This window comes from Pseudomonas sp. AC252 (genome assembly GCF_979258105.1).
The window spans coordinates 1,545,516-1,564,812 of record NZ_OZ409837.1 but is presented as its reverse complement, the minus strand read 5'-3'; the positions used below and the strand labels follow the sequence as shown (position 1 = coordinate 1,564,812).

General features: G+C 61.1%; 15 protein-coding genes and 2 pseudogenes. 8 read left to right on the top strand and 9 right to left on the bottom strand.

Translation table 11 applies throughout. The features are described from left to right. The first annotated feature begins 12 nt into the window (after positions 1-12). The 3 genes from ACZZZ4_RS07305 to ACZZZ4_RS07295 all read left to right on the top strand — a co-directional run bounded on the left by ACZZZ4_RS07305 (position 13) and on the right by ACZZZ4_RS07295 (position 2,846). On the top strand, positions 13-1,038 hold the full coding sequence (locus tag ACZZZ4_RS07305; protein ID WP_463547529.1) for a putative 2-aminoethylphosphonate ABC transporter substrate-binding protein: 1,026 nt from the start codon (positions 13-15) through the stop codon (positions 1,036-1,038). A 123-nt stretch (positions 1,039-1,161) separates the two neighbouring features. After that, the gene (locus ACZZZ4_RS07300; protein ID WP_463547528.1) at positions 1,162-2,295 is read left to right on the top strand and encodes a TIGR03364 family FAD-dependent oxidoreductase; all 1,134 of its coding nucleotides are present in this window, start codon (positions 1,162-1,164) and stop codon (positions 2,293-2,295) included. Further along, positions 2,292-2,846 (top strand): phosphonate degradation HD-domain oxygenase, encoded by a 555-nt coding sequence (locus ACZZZ4_RS07295; protein ID WP_463547527.1) that lies wholly within the window; start codon positions 2,292-2,294, stop codon positions 2,844-2,846. The genes ACZZZ4_RS07300 and ACZZZ4_RS07295 overlap by 4 nt, the downstream gene beginning before the upstream one ends. Positions 2,847-2,959: 113 nt before the next feature. Here ACZZZ4_RS07295 and ACZZZ4_RS07290 read toward each other — a convergent pair whose 3' ends face one another. Together ACZZZ4_RS07290 and ACZZZ4_RS07285 are read right to left on the bottom strand one after the other, a co-directional pair. Further along, positions 2,960-4,336: a GTPase/DUF3482 domain-containing protein gene (locus ACZZZ4_RS07290; RefSeq protein ID WP_463547526.1), complete on the bottom strand. Its 1,377-nt coding sequence runs from the start codon at positions 4,334-4,336 to the stop codon at positions 2,960-2,962. Next, complete coding sequence (locus tag ACZZZ4_RS07285; protein WP_463547525.1) at positions 4,329-5,702, bottom strand: DUF2868 domain-containing protein; 1,374 nt, start codon at positions 5,700-5,702, stop codon at positions 4,329-4,331. The genes ACZZZ4_RS07290 and ACZZZ4_RS07285 overlap by 8 nt, the downstream gene beginning before the upstream one ends. An 85-nt stretch (positions 5,703-5,787) precedes the next feature. Between ACZZZ4_RS07285 and ACZZZ4_RS07280 the strand changes: the two genes are divergently transcribed. Then, on the top strand, positions 5,788-6,300 hold the full coding sequence (locus ACZZZ4_RS07280; protein WP_463547524.1) for a dihydrofolate reductase: 513 nt from the start codon (positions 5,788-5,790) through the stop codon (positions 6,298-6,300). Positions 6,301-6,408: 108 nt separating this feature from the next. On the opposite strand, the gene ACZZZ4_RS07275 is transcribed toward ACZZZ4_RS07280, so the two are convergent. Continuing rightward, positions 6,409-7,800, bottom strand: a complete 1,392-nt coding sequence (locus tag ACZZZ4_RS07275) for an L-cystine transporter (RefSeq protein ID WP_463547523.1) — start codon at positions 7,798-7,800, stop codon at positions 6,409-6,411. A gap of 239 nt (positions 7,801-8,039) precedes the next feature. Here ACZZZ4_RS07275 and ACZZZ4_RS07270 point away from each other — a divergent pair, with 239 nt between their 5' ends. Continuing rightward, positions 8,040-9,095, top strand: coding sequence for an HAD family hydrolase (locus ACZZZ4_RS07270; RefSeq protein WP_463547522.1), 1,056 nt, complete (start codon positions 8,040-8,042; stop codon positions 9,093-9,095). A gap of 210 nt (positions 9,096-9,305) precedes the next feature. Here ACZZZ4_RS07270 and ilvD read toward each other — a convergent pair whose 3' ends face one another. From ilvD to ACZZZ4_RS07240, 6 genes and pseudogenes are all read right to left on the bottom strand, one after another. Continuing rightward, entirely contained in the window at positions 9,306-11,147 is a 1,842-nt protein-coding gene (gene ilvD, locus ACZZZ4_RS07265) for a dihydroxy-acid dehydratase (protein WP_024014684.1), read from the bottom strand. Positions 11,148-11,403: 256 nt separating this feature from the next. Further along, positions 11,404-12,636 carry a multidrug effflux MFS transporter gene (locus tag ACZZZ4_RS07260; RefSeq protein WP_463547521.1) on the bottom strand — a complete coding sequence of 411 codons (1,233 nt, stop codon included), beginning with the start codon at positions 12,634-12,636 and terminating at the stop codon, positions 11,404-11,406. Continuing rightward, positions 12,629-13,604, bottom strand: a pseudogene (locus tag ACZZZ4_RS07255) (diiron oxygenase). The gene ACZZZ4_RS07260 and the pseudogene ACZZZ4_RS07255 overlap by 8 nt, the downstream one beginning before the upstream one ends. After that, on the bottom strand, positions 13,601-14,674 hold the full coding sequence (locus ACZZZ4_RS07250) for a SagB family peptide dehydrogenase (RefSeq protein WP_463547520.1): 1,074 nt from the start codon (positions 14,672-14,674) through the stop codon (positions 13,601-13,603). The pseudogene ACZZZ4_RS07255 and the gene ACZZZ4_RS07250 overlap by 4 nt, the downstream one beginning before the upstream one ends. 451 nt (positions 14,675-15,125) lie before the next feature. After that, complete coding sequence (locus ACZZZ4_RS07245) at positions 15,126-16,322, bottom strand: class I SAM-dependent rRNA methyltransferase (RefSeq protein WP_016772700.1); 1,197 nt, start codon at positions 16,320-16,322, stop codon at positions 15,126-15,128. Positions 16,323-16,481: 159 nt separating this feature from the next. After that, positions 16,482-17,009: pseudogene (locus ACZZZ4_RS07240) on the bottom strand (type 1 glutamine amidotransferase domain-containing protein); the annotation flags it as partial. Between the two features lie 239 nt (positions 17,010-17,248). Between ACZZZ4_RS07240 and ACZZZ4_RS07235 the strand changes: the two are divergent. Genes ACZZZ4_RS07235 through ACZZZ4_RS07225 form a run of 3 tightly spaced genes read left to right on the top strand, consistent with a single transcriptional unit; the run spans position 17,249 to position 19,265 of the window. Continuing rightward, complete coding sequence (locus tag ACZZZ4_RS07235) at positions 17,249-18,061, top strand: HDOD domain-containing protein (RefSeq protein WP_160769650.1); 813 nt, start codon at positions 17,249-17,251, stop codon at positions 18,059-18,061. Positions 18,062-18,073: 12 nt separating this feature from the next. Next, positions 18,074-18,886 carry a bifunctional DNA-formamidopyrimidine glycosylase/DNA-(apurinic or apyrimidinic site) lyase gene (gene mutM / locus ACZZZ4_RS07230; protein ID WP_463547519.1) on the top strand — a complete coding sequence of 271 codons (813 nt, stop codon included), beginning with the start codon at positions 18,074-18,076 and terminating at the stop codon, positions 18,884-18,886. A gap of 55 nt (positions 18,887-18,941) precedes the next feature. Next, positions 18,942-19,265 (top strand): multidrug transporter, encoded by a 324-nt coding sequence (locus ACZZZ4_RS07225; RefSeq protein ID WP_076564452.1) that lies wholly within the window; start codon positions 18,942-18,944, stop codon positions 19,263-19,265. The last annotated feature ends 32 nt before the right edge of the window (positions 19,266-19,297 follow it).

Sequence of the window (19,297 nt, the reverse complement as noted above, 5' to 3'; positions counted from 1 at the left end):
AGGAAACCGATCATGTTCAAGCCTATGGCCCTGGCCGCTGCTGTGCTCGCGACTTTCAGCCTGAATGCCTTCGCGGCAAAAACCGAGTTGACGGTGTACACCGCCCTCGAAGCCGAACAACTGAAGTCCTACAAGGACGCTTTCGAAAAGGCCAACCCGGACGTCGCGATCAAATGGGTGCGCGACTCCACCGGGATCATCACCGCCAAACTGCTCGCCGAAAAGGCTCGTCCGCAGGCCGACGCGGTATGGGGCCTGGCCGCGTCGAGCCTGGCGATTCTCGATCAGCAAGGCATGCTGCAAAGCTATGCGCCGAAGGATCTGGGCAAGATCGGCGCGAATTACCGCGACGCCGCCAACCCGCCAGCCTGGGTCGGCATGGACGTCTGGGCCGCGACCATCTGCTTCAACACTGTCGAAGCCGAGAAGCAGGGGCTGAGCAAACCGGTGAGCTGGCAGGACCTGACCAAGCCTGAGTACAAGGGCAAGGTCGTCATGCCCAACCCGGCGTCGTCCGGCACCGGTTTCCTCGACGTCAGCGCCTGGCTGCAAACCTTTGGCGAGAAGCAGGGCTGGGCCTACATGGACGGCTTGCACCAGAACATCGGCCAGTACGTTCACTCAGGTTCCAAACCGTGCAAACTGGCGGCGGCGGGGGAGTTTCCGATCGGGATTTCCTTTGAATATCCAGCCGTACAGTTGAAACGCCAGGGCGCGCCGCTGGACATCATCCTGCCGAAGGAAGGTCTGGGCTGGGAGATCGAAGCGACGGCGGTGATTAAAGGCACACCGCATGAAGAAGCGGCGAAGAAGCTCGCCGATTTCTCCGCCAGCGCCGAGGCGATGGATCTGTACAAGGAAAACTTCGCCGTGCTCGCCCAGCCGGGGATTGCCAAGCCGCAAACCGAATTGCCCGCCGACTATGAGCAGCGCCTGATCAAGAACGACTTTGCCTGGGCCTCGAAGAATCGCGACGAGATCCTGGCTGAATGGCGCAAGCGGTATGACGGCAAGTCCGAGAAAGTTGTCGCCAAGTAACCGGTGCCGATCGTTCCCACGCTCGTGGGAATGAATCCCGTGACGCTCTGCGTCACAAAGGACGCGGAGCGTCCTCGGCTGCGTTCCTTTGCTCCGCGTGGGAACGATCATTGAGGTGGCTTCATGACACAACCCAAAGACCTGCTCATCATCGGCGCCGGCATCCTCGGTCTGTCCCACGCCTACGCCGCCGCCAAACGCGGCCTGAAAGTCGCGGTATTCGAACGCACCGCCACGCCCCTCGGCGCTTCGGTGCGCAACTTCGGCCAGGCGCTGGTGACCGGTCAGCCGCCCGGCATCATGCTTGAATTAGCCAAGGCCAGTCGCGAGATCTGGGGCGACTGGGCGCAACTGGCCGGCCTGCAGATCAAGCGCAACGGCTCGTACCTGTTCGCCCGCAGCGAAGCCGAAGAACACCTGCTCGAAGCCTTCTGCGCCGGCCGTGCCGTCGAGCATGGCTACGACGTCGAGCTGCTGCGCGGCGCGGCGTTGCGTGATCTGTATGGCGGCCAGTTCAGCCATCACCGCGCCGCGCTGCACGGTGTCGATGATCAGCAGTTGTACTCGCGCGAAGCGATTCCGGCGCTGATCGATTATTTGCGCCGCGAGCTCGGCGTCGAGTTTCACTTTTCCACGCTGGTGCGCGACGTCGAGCCGGGGCGACTGCGCAGCACTGCCGGTGAGTTCTGCGCCAAGCAGATCATCGTCTGCTCCGGCCACGACTATCAGACCTTGCTGGCCGAGCCGATTGCTGCGCTCAATCCGCAGATCTGTCGTTTGCAAATGCTCCGCGCCAGACCAAGCATCGAGTTGAACCTGCAACACGCCGTGCTCACCGGCCTGAGCTGCGTGCACTACGGCGCTTTCGCCGATTTGCCGCAAGCCGCGGCGGTGCAGGCGCAGATCCTCCGTGAACAACCGCACCTGCACGCCAACGGCATTCACCTGCTGATCAGCCCGACGCCGTATGGCGAACTGATCATCGGCGATTCGCATGATTACGGCAGCGATGCTTCACCGTTCAACGCTGAGCAGGTCGACAACTGGATGCTCGAACTCGCCGAGCAGACCCTGGGCTGCCAGGTGCAAGTGGTCGAACGCTGGCAGGGCGTCTATGGTTCTCGCGGGCCGGGGCCGTTCTCGTTCCTGCGTCCGGCACCGGGCCTGAGCGTGGCGCTGATGCACACCGGCGTCGGCATGAGCGTCGGCCCGGCGCTGGCCGAACGCAACGTCGCGCAGCTACTGGAGGGGGCATGAATCACGAGCAGGTGATCGCGCGGGTGTTCGGCCTGTATGAACGCTTCGGCGCCAGCGATTACATCGGCGAACCGGTGTCGCAATTCGAGCACATGTCCCAAACCGCAGAACTGGCCATGGCTGAAGGCTGTGACGATGAAGTGGTGCTGGCGGCGTTCTTTCATGACATCGGCCATCTATGTGCCGAGGGCGCAGAAAACATGGGCGGTTATGGCGTGGTCAGCCATGAACGGCTCGGTGCGGATTATCTGCGTGAGGCAGGTTTCAGCGAACGGCTGGCGCGACTGGTGGAATATCACGTGCAGGCCAAGCGCTATCTGACCTTGCGTGAACCGGGGTACTACGCGCAGTTGAGTGAGGCGAGTCGGCGTACGCTGGAATATCAGGGCGGAGTGATGAGTGAGGCAGAGGCGGATGCGTTTGCGGCTGATCCGTTGTGTGCGCTGAGTTTGCGCATACGGCGCTGGGATGAGTTGGCGAAGGATAGGGCGGTGCCGGTGATGGATCTCGGTTTGCTGAAGGAGAAGGCGGCGCGGCTGCTGGCGGCGTAATCCAAGTAACCGAGTCGCGCCATTCGCGAGCAAGCTCGCTCCCACAGGGTTTTGTGTTGTGACCACGATCCAATGTGGGAGCGAGCTTGCTCGCGAAGAGGCCGGCTAAGACGCTACAAATCTGCTGCCAGCAAATCAATCTGCTCCTGCCTTTCCCCCTGATTCAACTTCGCCTGCGGATTGAGCGACGACCACTGCGGATGCGCGCGCGCCTTGTTCAGCGCCTCCGGCAACTTGCCTTCGCGCCAGGTTTTATCCACAGGTGTGGCCACCTGAATGCTGTCCATCGCCGCATGCCCACGCTGATCGAGCGCCAGCAACAACTGGCGCTGGCGCAAGGCCAATAGGCGCAGCACGGCGTCGTCCACCGTCAATTTCCGCTGGCCTTTGATCTTGCCGAGCAGGCGACTGCCATAACTGCGCGCGGTTTGCAGCGCACCGCCGGCAATCGCGCCGGCCAGTGCCGCTGCGCCGAGGGTAATCCCGCCGACCAGCAGATCCACACCAGCGCCGGCCGCCGCACCGGCCGCAATGCCGCCGCCGACGCGCACGCCGAGTTGCTTCAGGGTTTCCGGGTTGAACAGGTCATCGCCCCAGCGCCCGTCGAGCAACGGCAAATCACTGGCCGCCGCGTCCTGCGGGCGAAACGCGTAGAGCTTGAGCAGCGCCTCAACGCACTTCTGCTCACGCTGACGTACGGCTTTGCGCAGCTCGCTGATCGCCTGTTGTTCCTGCTCGGCTTCGCTGACCACACTGCGCCGGCACGCAGCGCAGTCGATCAGCAATTCGGCAATCAGGCGTGCGGCGCTTTGCTGACGGGCGAGGCGCTGCGCCTGCTGGTCGGCGATCAACCGCTCCAGTTGCGGCCGGGCGTTTTCCAATAGCAGGGCGAGGCTCTCGTACAAGCGCCGCTCGCCATCCTCGGGCGGTGCGACGCTGTCGAAACGTACCAACGCATGCAGCCCCAACCGCGCCAGCGCCTCGCGCCAATCGGGTTCGCGATGGTTGGCGCTGCTGACGAAATTCAGCACCGGCAGCAGCGGTTTGCCGCAACTGGCGAGCACTTCCAGTTCGTCGCGGTACTTGGCCAGCACCGGTTCGCGGGCGTCGATCACATACAGACCGGCATCGGAGTCCAGCAGTTGTCGTAGTACCTTGGCCTCCTGCTCGAAACGCTGGCGCGCCTCGCTGCCGTCGAGAAACCGCGCCAGTCGTGCCGGGCCGTCGAGGCGTTCGCCGGGGCGTTCCAGACGCTCGAGAAAATCCAGCAGGGCGATGGCATCTTCCAGCCCCGGCGTGTCGTACAGATCGAGCAACGGCTCGCCATCTACCGACAACCGCGCGCCTTCGACATGCCTAGTGGTGCTTGGCCGATGCGAGACTTCGCCGAAGCCGACATCGCGAGTCAGCGTGCGCAGCAGCGAGGTCTTGCCGACGTTGGTGTGGCCGACCACCGCGAGTTTCAGCGGGGCCTTGCGTGCATCAGTCATGTCCGCTCTCCAGCCAGTTCATCGGCGCGCAATCGGCGAACGGCAACTCCAACTGTTGCAGCGCCGCGTGCCAGTCACCCAGACGTTGCCCGTCCAGCGCTTCGCCGGGTGGCGCTTGCAGCAGCCAGACGCGAGTGGCGCCGGCGTTGCGCGCGAGTTCGGCGATCAATGCGAGGCTGCCGCGATCCGGCGAACGTCGCGGATCACAGGCGATGGCCAGCCGCGCCGGCGGGAAGCGACTGAGTTGTTCGAGCAGCTTGTGCCGCGATTCGCGACTGTCGAGGATGCCCGCGTTGCTGACATTTTTCGGCAGCACGGGTGGCCACGGACGCTGTTCGTCCAGCTCGATCGCCACCAGCAGCGCGCCCTCGCTGGCGAGTTCGCCGACGTTGCTTTCGATGCGATGCAGCTGCGCCGGCTCCGGGTCGTTGACGCCGAGGCGCTCGCTGGTTGGCATCAACCGTTCGCGCAGTTGCGCGTAGCCGGGCAGGTTCAGATCCAGGTGCAACGCGGCTTTGCCGCTGTTCCAGCGCCACAGGCACAACAGCGCGAGCAGCAGGCGCGGCAGCACGCCGTAGACCACCAGCACGCCGACCAGCCAGGTCGCCCAGGCCTGTCGTGCGCTTTCGATGTCGAGGGCACCGGCGCCGCTGGCGCGGATCATTTCCTCGGTCGGCACGTTGAAGCCGAGCAGCGACGGCAGATAGCCGAGAGCCTGGGTGATGTGGATGAAAGTGTCGGCGCCGAGGATCGTGGTTTCCCAGACAAAGCCGTAGCGCCGCGTGGCCATCAGCGTCAGCAACAGAATCAGCGCGCTGAGCATCGCCAGCAGCCACAGGCCATTGACCAACGCGCCGAGTGCCCAGCGATTGAGTTTCTTGCGTTGCAGCAACAACAGCAGGGCCGGCGCCAGTTGCGCGGCTTTGGCGTCGCGGGCGAATTTTTCGCTGAGCCACAGCCACAAGCGCCCGAGGGTGGCGCCGTGTTCGCCAGCGAAAATCAAGCCCAGCGCCCAACTCAGCAGCAAAATCAAATTGATCCCGAGCAGACTGCCCAGCGCCCAGAACACATTCACCGGCGTCTGGCCAAGTGCGGCGAAAGCCAGACCGGCGCCGCTGAGCACGGCGAAAATCATCAACAGCACCAGCGCCAGGCGCGCGCCTTGCAGCCAGTGCATGAGGGCGGCGGTGAGCCCGTCACGCTCGGCCAGCCATAGCGCCCGGCGCACAATTCGGCTCGGCAGATCGCCGCCAGCGGCACGGGCCAGACGATTGGCTTCCAGATCATCCAGCGGCCCTGCGTGTTCTTCGCGCAGGCGGATGGTTTCGGTGAGCCAGAGGTTTTGCAGTGGAGTCAGTTCAGTCACGCGGCGTCCCGTCGCTAAATCGAGCGCTGAGCATAACCGCTGTGGCGCTTATCGGGGTAAGCGCGGCTCTGGTATCCTCGCCGGCATGACTAAATCACTGCCCCTCAGCCTGATCGCAGCCCTCGGTGAAAACCGCGTGATCGGCGTCGACAACAGCATGCCCTGGCACCTGCCGGGGGACTTCAAATACTTCAAGGCGACCACGCTCGGCAAGCCGATCATCATGGGTCGCAAGACTTGGGATTCGCTCGGCCGGCCGCTGCCGGGGCGTTTGAACATCGTGGTCAGCCGCCAGTCCGATCTGCAACTCGAAGGTGCCGAGGTCTATCCGTCGCTGGAAGCCGCCGTGGCCCGCGCCGAGGAATGGGCGAAAGCCCAGGGCGTTGATGAACTGATGCTGATTGGCGGCGCGCAGCTGTATGCGCAGGGACTGGCGCAGGCCGATCGGCTGTACCTGACCCGCGTGGCGCTGAGCCCGCAAGGAGACGCGTGGTTTCCGGAGTTTGACTTGAGCGAGTGGAAACTGGTCTCGAACGTGCCGAATCCGGCAGAGGGCGACAAGCCCGCGTACAGCTTCGAAGTTTGGGAGCGCGCATGATCGTTCCCACGCTCTGCGTGGTAACGCCTCAGGGGACGCTCCGCGTCCAGTGACGCGGAGCGTCATGGGCTGCATTCCCACGCGGAGCGTAGGAACGATCATCTTGGCTCAAGCCTGAGCAAGTTCCGCATGCTCATCGGCATCGAGCAGTGCCTTGTCAGTCTGCTGCATCACCTGGCTGGTAATCGCCCCGGCGGTAATCGAGCCACTCACGTTCAACGCCGTGCGACCCATATCGATCAGCGGCTCGACCGAAATCAGCAGGGCCACCAGTGACACGGGCAAGCCCATCGCTGGCAGCACGATCAGTGCGGCGAACGTCGCGCCGCCACCGACCCCGGCGACACCGGCCGAGCTCAATGTGACAATCGCCACCAGCGTCGCGATCCACAGTGGATCCAGCGGGTTGATGCCGACCGTTGGCGCGACCATTACCGCCAACATTGCCGGATAGAGACCGGCGCAACCGTTCTGGCCAATCGTTGCACCGAAAGACGCAGCGAAACTGGCGACCGACGACGGGATGCCCAGACGACGAGTCTGCGCTTCGATGCTCAGCGGAATGGTCGCTGCGCTGGAGCGGCTGGTGAAGGCGAACGTCAGCACCGGCCAGATCTTGCGGAAGAACCGCAGCGGGTTGATCCCGGCGGCCGACACCAGCACACCGTGCACGACGAACATCAGGCCCAGGCCGATATACGAGACCACGACGAAACTGCCGAGCTTGATGATGTCCTGCAGGTTGGAACCGGCGACCACTTTGGTCATCAGCGCCAGCACACCGTACGGGGTCAGCTTCATCACCAGACGCACCAGACGCATCACCCAGGCTTGCAGGGTGTCGATGGCGGTGATCACTTTCTGGCCTTTCTCGACGTCGTCCTTGAGCAGTTGCAGCGCAGCCACCCCGAAAAATGCCGCGAAAATCACTACGCTGATGATCGAGGTCGGCTTGGCCCGGGCCAGGTCGGCGAACGGGTTCTGCGGGATGAACGACAGCAGCAATTGCGGCACATTGAGGTCGGCGACCTTGCCGGCGTAGTCGTTCTGAATGGTTTGCAGGCGCGCCATTTCCTGAGTGCCGGCGACCAGACCTTCAGCGCTGAGGCCAAACAGATTGGTCAGGCCGATGCCGATCAGCGCGGCGATGGCGGTGGTGAATAGCAGCGTGCCGATGGTGAGGAAACTGATCTTGCCCAGCGACGAGGCATTGTGCAGACGGGCGACCGCGCTGAGGATCGAGGCGAACACCAGTGGGATCACGATCATCTGCAGCAATTGCACGTAGCCGTTGCCGACCAGATCGAACCAGCCGATCGAGGCTTTCAGCACCGGGTTGCCGGCACCGTAAATCGTGTGCAGCGCGACACCGAACGCCACGCCGAGGACCAGTGCAAGCAGAACTTTTTTCGCCAGGCTCCAGGTGGTGTGGCGGGTTTGCGCCAGACCGAAGAGCAGGGCAAGGAACACCAGCAGGTTGAGAATCAGCGGTAGATTCATGAGGACTCCAGTAAAGACTGTGCCAACAGCCATCCGGGGCTGCTGCGAACCGGCAAGCCTAACAGCTTGATTTGCAATGAATTAATACCAAAATCGCAGGGCGTCCGTCGTTTTTGGAATAAGCCTGTGTCGCTGTCGGCAATGCAACTGGCGCGCAGGGGACGCAGGCGGTCGCTGACAGGCGAGGGTTGTCACACTTATTTGTTAGCGTCGAACTCTTTGTATCGGGGAGTAGCGCTATGAAAATTGCACGCACGTTGTTGGCTGTGGCACTGGCGGCTGGCCTCGCTGGCCATGCATTGGCCACGGACCTCAAGCATTGGCCGGCGGATCAGGCCAAGGCGCTGGACGCGATGATCGCTGCCAACGCCAACAAGGGTAATTACGCGGTGTTCGACATGGACAACACCAGTTACCGCTACGACCTCGAAGAATCCCTGCTGCCGTTCATGGAAAACAAGGGCCTGATCACCCGCGACAAGCTCGATCCCTCGCTGAAACTGATGCCCTTCAAGGACACCGCCGAGCACAAGGAAAGCCTGTTCAGTTATTACTACCGCCTCTGCGAAGTCGACGACATGGTCTGCTACCCGTGGGTGGCGCAGGTGTTCTCCGGCTTCACCCTCAAGGAGCTCAAGGGCTACGTCGATGAGCTGATGGCTTCGGGCAAACCGGTGCCGGCGACGTATTACGAAGGCGATGTGGTGAAGAAGCTCGACGTCAATCCGCCGAAGATCTTCACTGGCCAGCAGGAGCTGTACAACAAGCTGATGGAGAACGGCATCGAGGTCTACGTAATGACCGCCGCCTCCGAGGAGCTGGTGCGCATGGTCGCGGCGGATCCCAAGTACGGCTACAACGTCAAACCGCAGAACGTCATCGGCGTTTCACTGCTGCTCAAGGATCAGAAGACTGGCGAGCTGACCACTGCGCGCAAACAGATCACCGCCGGCAAATATGACGAGAAGGCCAACCTCGGGCTCGAACTGACGCCGTACCTGTGGACCCCGGCAACCTGGATGGCCGGCAAGCACGCGGCAATCCTCACCTACATCGATGAATGGAAAAAACCGGTACTGGTCGGCGGCGATACCCCGACGAGCGACGGTTACATGCTGTTCCATGATGTCGACGTGGCCAAGGGCGGCATTCACTTGTGGATCAACCGCAAGGACAAGTACATGACCCAGATCAACGGCATGATGGCCAAGCACGCGGCGGCGCAGGCCAAGGAAGGCTTGCCGGTGACAGCGGACAAGAACTGGGTGATCGTCAAGCCTGAGGAAATCCAGTAACTCACGATCGCATGTAGGAGCTGCCGAAGGCTGCGATCTTTGATCGTTCCCACGCTCCGCGTGGGAATGCAGCCCGTGACGCTCCGCGTCACTGGACGCGGAGCGTCCCTTGAGGCATTCCTACGCAGGAGCGTGGGAACGATCAGTGTCAGACGGATAAAAAAATGCCCCGCACGTTGGCGGGGCATTTTTGTTTCTGCACCTGGACGCTTACAAGCCGTCGAGCATCGCTTTGTTGCGCACAGCACCCTTGTCGGCACTGGTCGCCAGCAGGGCGTAGGCCTTGAGGGCGGTGGTCACTTTGCGTGGACGCACCTCAACCGGTTTCCAGCCTTTCTTGTCCTGCTCGGCGCGGCGTGCCGCCAGTTCTTCGTCGCTGACCAACAGGTTGATCGAGCGGTTTGGAATGTCGATCAGCACCTTGTCGCCATCCTGCACCAGACCGATCGCGCCACCGGCCGCGGCCTCTGGCGAAGCGTGACCAATCGACAGGCCGGAAGTACCGCCGGAGAAACGCCCGTCGGTGAGCAGTGCACAGGCTTTGCCCAGGCCTTTGGATTTCAGGTAGGAAGTCGGGTAGAGCATTTCCTGCATGCCCGGGCCGCCTTTCGGGCCTTCGTAGCGAATGATGACAATGTCGCCTTCCTTTACTTCGTCGGCGAGGATGCCGCGCACGGCGCTGTCCTGGCTTTCGAAGATTTTCGCGTTGCCTTCGAAGACGTGGATCGACTCATCGACCCCGGCGGTTTTCACCACGCAACCGTCCTGCGCGATGTTGCCGTAGAGCACGGCGAGGCCGCCTTCTTTCGAATAGGCGTGCTCGAAACTGCGGATGCAGCCGTTTTCACGGTCGTCGTCCAGGGTTTCCCAACGGGTCGACTGGCTGAACGCGGTCTGGGTCGGGATGCCCGCAGGACCTGCCTTGAAGAAGTGATGCACGGCCTCGTCGCTGGTCTGGGTGATGTCCCACTTGGCGATGGCTTCTTCCATGCTGCGGCTGTGCACGGTCGGCAGGTCGGTGTGCAGCAGGCCGCCACGGGCCAGCGAACCGAGGATGCTGAAAATGCCGCCGGCGCGGTGCACGTCTTCCATGTGGTACTTCTGGATGTTCGGCGCGACCTTGCACAGCTGCGGCACGCTGCGCGAAAGACGGTCGATGTCGCGCAGGTCGAAATCGATCTCGGCTTCCTGGGCGGCTGCGAGCAAGTGCAGGATGGTGTTGGTCGAACCGCCCATGGCGATGTCGAGCATCATTGCGTTCTCGAACGCCTTGAAGTTGGCGATGTTGCGCGGCAATACGGAGTCATCGTTCTCGCCGTAGTAACGCTTGCACAACTCGACGATGGTGCGCCCGGCCTGCAGGAACAGCTGTTCACGATCACTGTGGGTGGCCAGGGTCGAACCGTTGCCCGGCAAGGCCAGGCCCAGTGCTTCGGTCAGGCAGTTCATCGAGTTGGCGGTGAACATGCCGGAGCACGAACCGCAGGTCGGACAGGCGCTGCGCTCGTACTCGGCGACTTTCTCGTCAGAAGCGCTGGAGTCGGCGGCGATCACCATGGCGTCGACCAGATCGAGACCGTGGGAGGCGAGTTTGGTCTTGCCGGCTTCCATCGGGCCACCGGAAACGAAGATCACCGGAATGTTCAGGCGCAATGCAGCCATCAACATGCCGGGGGTGATCTTGTCGCAGTTGGAAATGCAGACGATGGCGTCGGCGCAGTGGGCGTTGACCATGTACTCGACGGAGTCGGCGATGATCTCGCGGCTCGGCAGCGAATACAGCATGCCGTCGTGGCCCATGGCGATGCCGTCATCGACGGCGATGGTATTGAACTCCTTGGCCACGCCACCGGCGCGTTCGATCTCGCGGGCGACCAGCTGACCCAGGTCCTTCAGATGCACATGCCCCGGGACGAACTGGGTGAACGAGTTGGCGATGGCAATGATCGGCTTCTTGAAGTCGTCATCTTTCATGCCGGTGGCGCGCCAGAGGGCGCGGGCGCCGGCCATGTTGCGGCCGTGGGTGGAAGTTTTCGAGCGGTAATCTGGCATGGAGCACTCCGGGCGGCTAATCACGTACTAAAGGGGAGTGAGCTTCTGTTGACCTCTGAAACACCCGAAAAATGGCCGTGTGTCCGGAAGCTGCCGATGACGTTGCGGGATCGCCGCTGGTCTCAGCCTGAGCTCATAAACCCGCCGGGGATGAATGGCGATGAATGAGGCGATTCTACACCGCTGGCGTCGCGAGGGAATGGCGCAAAGCGTTGTTCCCGTGCTGAAGGGGCCGGTGCAATGACGACTGGCAGGGTCAATGGTCGCCTCCCGGCATCACCGGATTGCTGCGCAGGTTGCTGACGCGACGGCCAATCACGCTGTTGAGCAACAGCGATACGCCGCTCAACACCACAAAACCGTAACCCAGCGTCGCTTGCAGGTTGGCCGGGCCGAGGCTGATCAGGGCGCTGACCAGCCCGCCACAGATAAAAATGATGGTGCTACCGGCGGATGCCGATGCGCCGGCATTTTCGGCAAACACGCTCATGGCGCGGGAGGTAGCCGGGGGGCGCGCAATGGTGGTGCCCACGGTGCAGATGAGCATTGGGACCAGCACCGCCGCGGCTGACAGCTCATGGTTGGTGGCCAGATAGAGCATCACCAGACCCGAGAGCAGGATCAGGCTCAGGCCGGTGAAAATCTGCTGTTGCGCATTGATAAGCCGGTTCAGCACGCTGGCGAGCAGGCCGCCGAAGACATAAGCGGCGCCATAGATCAGCAGAATCAAGGCGAAATCGTAAGGCGCCATCTGCAACTGCTCCATGAAGATCAGCGGCGAAGTGACGATGAAGGAAAAGTGGCAGGCGAAAGCGAACGCGGAAATCAGCCAATAGCCGACAAACGGGAAGTTGCTCAGCACCCGTCTGTAGGACTGAATGAAACCCAGGTGTGGACCGTTCTGAACAGGCCGGCTGTTGTCGAGCAGTCGCCAGGTTTTGATCAGAACCACAGCCGCAAGGGCGATGAATACCCAGAAGCTGCCGCGCCAGCCGAGCGTGGCTTGCAGAAACGTACCCGCCAGCGGCGATAGCGAAATGAAGATGCCCGTGGCAGTGACCATCAGGATCCGCAACCGGTCACGCTCCTGGCCTTCAAACAGATCCTGCACCAGTGCCTGAGACAGCACGAAACAACCGCACCCCATCGCCTGCATCACCCGGAAAACGAGGAACAGCGTGTAGTCATTGCTCAGCACGCAACCAAGGGCGCCGAGCAGCGACACGCTCATGCCGGCCAGCAGCAAACCCTTGCGTCCAATCACGTCCGATAGCGGGCCGATCAGTAGCTGAGCGAAGGCAATACCGACGGCGAACAGACTGATCGACAGCGCGATGTCGCTCGGTGATCGACCAAAGTGTGCCGCCAGCGCCGGGAACGAGGGCAGCAGAACATCCAGCGGGAACACGCCGAGCAGGATCATTGCCAGTAACAGCGTGACTGCTCCGCGCCGTTGTCGGCGGCTGACTGCACAGCTGTGTTTATTCATCGATCAATCCTGCTTTGGCGAAAAGTGTCTGGTTATGGGGCAGAGCAAAAAACCAGCCTTGCGCAGGGCCTCCAGCGTGGGTTTGCAGCCGGCGCGAGCGCGAGCACGGCTGGCCTGCACAGTTGCCATCGCACCGACAATCTCTTTCATGTCACTTTCGGCAATACCGGCCGAGCGCAGGCTTTGTTGCAGCCAGCTCTCGTCGACCTCGAAGAACAGGGGGATGATCTCCACAAGAGTCCTGGCGGCGAACAGGCGCTGGCGACTGTTCATCGCAATCCAGAAGTAATGGAAGGCTTCTGCGAAGTAACGGCTGTGCCGGGCTTCGTCGGCAAGATGATCACGCAGCATGTCGTTCACACTTGAAACCATCGTGTTGCGGCAGACCTCGAGCAACTCCCGGGCGATGATGGTTTCCGAGACAAATCCGAGCAGAAACCAGGCCAGTGCGCGGTTCTTCTCCGGCGTGCGCGCGATCAGAGCGTTCATGCGTGTGATCCGCTTCGGAATGACCGGTCGCCGGGTGATGCTGTAGAACGCGGCGATCTGCTCGGCTATCTGGTTGGAGAAAAGCGCGTGGTAACCCTCGTCGGTGTACAGCTGCAATGCAGCGTGTTTCATTGGCAGCGGTATATAGATGGGCAGTTCGCGGTGGACGATGACCTCCACTGCGCGGTTGACGATGCGGTGTTCGAGCAGGGTGGTGTAATCGAGGAAATACACCAGATGATTGGCGGTCAGACGGTGCAATGTTTCGCGACCTTTGGCCTGGATCGCCGGATGCCCCAGATAAGGCAGAAAGGCCGGGGAAACCAATAGCGATTTTGCAGTTGCTGCTCGACATCGCCCGGCAAACGATAGTTATGGGTACTGCTGCGCACCGATGCGCGGCTTTCCCAGTCGGGAAGGGTGAATTTGAGCGACCACGACACCGGTGCCTCGCCCTCATCCAGCGCTGTGGAAATCATGACGGTACCCCGGCAAGCAAATCACGCATTTCCTGGCACATGGCTTGGCCATCGCTTTCGCCGCAACCGACAAAAAACAACGGTTGCTCAGCGCTGCCTTCGAGCCCGAGCAGGGTTTCAACCTGGGCGTCGGCAAACGCGCCGGTCAGCCAGGTATTGAGCCCCAGCGTCGTCGCGACGAGCTGGAAGGTTTGCGAAAGATGGCCAGCCTCGATGAACGCCATGCGATAGGCGCGCGAGTGTTCGTACTTCCACCAGAGTCGATCAAACCTGGCGGTGATGAATACGCCCAGCGGCAGATTGTTGATGAAATGCTGGCCGCCGAGCATTTGACCCAACGCCGGTTCAGGCAAAGGGTTGATCCGGCTCAAGGCATGCTCGCCACAATGGTAGGCGTAGATGCCCGGTTCAAGCCCGACGATGTTCTGAGCCAGAAGAAAGCCTTCACAAGCGTTCAGACCACCACCTGAGGGACTGCTCCGGCGGGCCTCAAGGCCGGGTGCGACAGGGTCGTCCTGCGAATGATTGCGCTTGGGAAGATAGCCGAGCGTGAAATACAACAGCGTTGCAACCTCGGCCAGTGTCACCGCCGCACCGGTGTAGGAGCGACAGGTTTTGCGCGTCCGCAATGCCTGAGTCAGGCTGTCATCAATCATTGCGCCGGGTGCAGGCAAGTTGATAAGCGCCTCCGCTGGCCGGCGCTCGCTGTCTGTTGAAGGTTCTGGCTTCGCCAATACTTCGCTGCAGTGCGCCAGATAGTGTCTGGACCACTCCTGAATATTCTGTGGCGTATATTCGCAGGGGATATTTTGCGTGCCGATGTGATAAATCTTCGACAGTTCATCCCAGCCCCAAGTTGGGCTGTCTATTTTTAAAACTGTTAGAATGCCTGCGTCCAGAAGTTGTGTATCTATTATGTTGTTTGGGTCAAACAGGTTTGGGTTGTCTATAAGAATGGCGAGGCGGTGGGAATAGTCAAGATCAAGCTCGTGCTGAGTATGGTTCTTGTAGTTCCACACAACTTGTCCAGGCGGGCGCGGCAATATAAACAGAAAGGGATTGATATGCATTGGTTCAGATCACTCAGGGAAAGTCATGAGGACGCCGAAGTGCCGGCACTCTCCGGCGTCCAGACTTACTTAGCGGGCGTTGGCTGCAACCAGGAAGGCGAGGTTGGCGAGTTTATTTGTTTCCAGATAAATGGTTTTCATGATGTGAACTCCTTGTTCATCAGTAGTTGAAGTCGCCTCATGGCGACAACTTCATAATAGTTTGTAATCGAATATTGGCAAGGGGATATTAAGTAGGAATATTCCAGTAATTCTGTCGGAGTGATCGAGTGCTGGATATCTACGCTGTAGGTTAATTTCCCGCAACTAACAGGTATGGCGAAACGTCCTGCAAGGAAGCTGGAAAGTAATTGTAGGAAGACGACAAAACACTCATGTTGAGTGTGAAGGAAAGAGGGGAGGGTGGTGGAAAAAAACGGGGAGCTCAGCGGCTCCCCGTGTTCTATCGCAATCAGCTGTTGGGCAGCAGGCGGCAGGTAATGCTCTTGATGTAGCGGGTTTCGGCGATGGCCGGGTGCACCGGATGATCAGGGCCCTGACCGCCACGCTCGAGCATTTGGATGTTGCGGTCCAAATGGCGCGCGCTGGTCAGCAGAATATTCTGCAAATCGTCTTCCGGCAGGTGCATGGAGCACGAAGCACTGACCAGAATGCCGTCCTTGGTCAACAGGCGCATGGCTTGCTCATTCAGACGACGGTAGGCGCCTTCGCCGTTCTTCATGTCTTTCTTGCGCTTGATGAAGGCTGGCGGATCAGCAACGATCACGTCGAAGCGCTCTTCGCTGGCTTTCAGTTCCTTCAACGCTTCGAAGACGTCGCCTTCGATGCAGGTCATTTTGTCAGCGAAGCCGTTCAACGCCGCGTTGCGTTCGACGCCGTCGAGGGCGAATGCAGAGGCGTCGACGCAGAACACTTCGCTGGCGCCGAACGCAGCGGCCTGCACGCCCCAGCCACCGATGTAGCTATAGAGATCAAGTACGCGTTTGCCTTTGGCATAAGGCGCCAGGCGCGCGCGATTCATGCGGTGGTCGTAGAACCAGCCGGTTTTCTGCCCTTGAATGACCGGCGCTTCGAACTTGACGCCGTTCTCTTCCAGCGCGACCCACTCCGGGACCAGACCGAACACGGTCTCGACGTAGCGGTTGAGGCCTTCGGCATCACGGGCGGCGGAATCGTTCTTGAACAGGATGCCGCTTGGCTTGAGCACCTGGGTCAACGCGGCGATCACGTCGTCTTTATGCGCTTCCATGGTCGCCGAGGCGATCTGCACCACGAGGATGTCGCCGAAACGATCGACCACCAGACCCGGCAGCAGGTCGGAGTCGCCGTAGACCAGACGATAGAACGGCTTGTCGAACAGACGCTCGCGCAACGACAGCGCGACGTTCAGACGGTGCACCAGCAGCGACTTGTCGAGTGCCAGTTTGATGTCGCGCGACAGCAGGCGCGCGCAGATCAGGTTGTTCGGGCTCATGGCGACGATGCCCAACGGCTTGCCGCCAGCGGCTTCGAGCACCGCCTGATCGCCGGCCTTGAAGCCGTGCAGAGGCGTGGCGGCCACGTCGATTTCGTTGCTGTAGACCCACAAGTGGCCGTTGCGCAGGCGACGGTCGGCGTTGGCTTTGAGGCGCAGGCTAGGCAGGGACATGACGTCGCTCCGGAAAAAGAGCGGGAGTATAGCGTGTTGAGGTTTGCGCAGGGCTGAGGATGCGATGAAACGCTGATGCCTTCGCGAGCAGGCTCGCTCCCACATTGGAATGCATTCCAAGTGTAGGAGCGAGCCTGCTCGCGAACGGGATCGCGAAGATTACGCAGCCAATGCGTCAATCAGGGCCTGACTGAACGCCGGCACATCGTCCGGCTGGCGACTGCTGATCAGGTTGCCGTCCTTGACCACTTCCTGATCGACCCAGTTGACCCCGGCATTGACCAGATCGTCCTTGACGGTTTTGTAGCTGGTCATGGTCTTGCCATTGACCAGTCCCGCCGAGATCAGCAACCAACTGCCGTGGCAAATCACGGCAATCGGCTTGCCCGCCGAAGCGGCAGTCTTGACCAGATGCTGAGCATCCTGGTCGATACGGATGGTGTCGGAATTCTGCACGCCTCCGGGCAGCAGCACGGCATCGTATTGATCGATGCTCACCGCCTGGAAAGTGTTGGCGACGGGGAAGTCGTCCGCCGGTTTGTCATGGTTCCAGCCTTTCACCGTGCCGGCTTCGGCCGAGAGGATATCGACCTGCACGCCGGCCTGCTCCAGGGCATCCTTGGGGCCGGTCATTTCGACCTGTTCGAAACCATCGGTAACCAAAATAGCGACGCGTTTGCCATTGAGGAAGTTGCCATCGGTAAGCTCCTGAGTCTGTGGAGATTTTGCCTTCGCAGCGAACCGTTGAGGTCCGCTGCGCCCTACAGATTCCGAAGCCTGGGCACAGATGAAAGTTCCAGCGATGTGCCCATCGGTGTGTCGCCCTGCGGTTTCAGCGGTTAGAATCGCCGCCTGCCCCGGAGTGTGTACTTATGTCCCAAGAGCTGACCACCGAACAGATTCAACAATCGCTGCAAGGCATCAGTGTGCCGGCGCAACCGCAGATCATGGTGGATCTGCAAATGGAGCAGTACATGCCCGACCCGGACCTGGAGGTGATCGCCAAACTGATCTCCCAGGACCCCGGTCTGTCCGGCGCGCTGCTGAAAATCGTCAACTCGCCGTATTACGGCCTGAGCAACAAGATCACCTCGATCCAGCGTGCGGTGAATCTGTTGGGCAGCCGTTCGATCATCAACCTGATCAACGCTCAGTCGATCAAGGGCGAGATGAACGACGACACCATCGTCACCCTCAATCGTTTCTGGGACACCGCGCAGGATGTGGCGATGACCTGCCTGACCCTGGCCAAGCGCATTGGCACCCAGGCCGGTGACGAAGCCTATGCCTTGGGCCTGTTCCACGATTGCGGCGTGCCATTGATGCTGCAGCGCTTCCCCAATTACATGACCGTGCTGGAAGAGGCCTACGCCAGCGCCAGCCCGGAATGCCGCGTGGTCGATACGGAAAACCGTGTGTTCAACACCAACCACGCCGTGGTCGGCTACTACACCGCCAAGTCCTGGCGCCTGCCGGAGCATGTCAGCGCTGCCATCGCCAACCACCACAATGCGCTGGCGATTTTCAGCGACGAATCGTCGAAGAACAGCCAACTGAAAAACTTGCTGGCGATTCTGAAAATGGCCGAGCACATCTGCGCCTCTTATCGCGTGCTGGGCAACCAGAGCGAGGATTTCGAGTGGAGCGCGGTCGGCCCGCTGGTGCTCGATTACGTCGGTCTGTCGGACTACGACTTCGAAACACTCAAACAAACGATTCGCGACCTCGGCGCGCATTGATCCGAGGACACCATGCCTGAACTGCCGGAAGTCGAAACCACCCGTCGCGGGATCGCCCCGCACCTGGAAGGCCAGCGGGTCAGCCGCGTCATCGTTCGTGACCGGCGTTTGCGCTGGCCTGTCCCGGAAGACCTCGATGTGCGCCTGTCCGGGCAGCGCATCGTGCTGGTCGAGCGGCGCGCCAAGTACCTGTTGATCAACGCCGAGATCGGCACGCTGATCAGCCATTTGGGCATGTCCGGCAATCTGCGTCTGGTCGAGGCCGGGTTGCCGGCGTTGAAGCACGAGCACGTCGATATCGAACTGGAATCGGGTCTGGCCCTGCGCTACACCGACCCGCGACGCTTCGGCGCGATGCTGTGGAGCAACGACCCGCTCAATCACGAATTGCTGATTCGCCTCGGGCCGGAGCCGCTGACCGATCTGTTCGATGGCGAGCGCCTGTTCCAGCTGTCACGCGGGCGCTCGATGGCGGTCAAGCCGTTCATCATGGACAACGCAGTGGTAGTCGGGGTCGGCAATATCTACGCGACCGAAGCGCTGTTCGCCGCCGGCATCGACCCGCGCCGCGAAGCCGGGGGTATTTCCCGCGGGCGTTATCTGAAACTGGCGATCGAGATCAAACGCATCCTCGCCGCCGCCATCGAGCGTGGCGGCACAACCTTGCGCGACTTCATTGGCGGCGACGGTCAGCCGGGCTATTTCCAGCAGGAACTGTTTGTCTACGGCCGCGGTGGTCAGCACTGCAAGGTCTGCGGCACCGGCCTGCGCGAAGTGAAGCTGGGTCAACGCGCCAGCGTGTTTTGCCCGCGCTGCCAGACCTGAAAAATCCTTCGGTCTATAGTGAGAAGTCTCACTGCTCAGCCCGAAGGATCGTGCCATGAAAGTCCTGCAAGTCTTCTTCGTCACGCTGCTGTTGTGTTCCAGCCTGGCTGTTCAGGCCTCGGAGACCGGCAGCGGTGATCCGCGTTACACCATCCAGAATCCCCCGGCCTACGCCATGCTTGGCGACCTGCTGATTGCCCGACCTTTGCTGGTGGTGGCCACGGTGATCGGTGCAGGAGCGTTTGTGGTGTCGTTGCCGTTTACCGCGCTGGGCGGCGGTGTTGGCGATGCGGGACAGGCGCTGGTGGTTGATCCGGCGAAAGCGGCGTTTGTGCGGTGTCTGGGGTGTACAGGGGAGGGGTTCGAGCAGCGCGAGTGAGCTGATCGGGTTTCAGTGGTGTGGCTGATGGC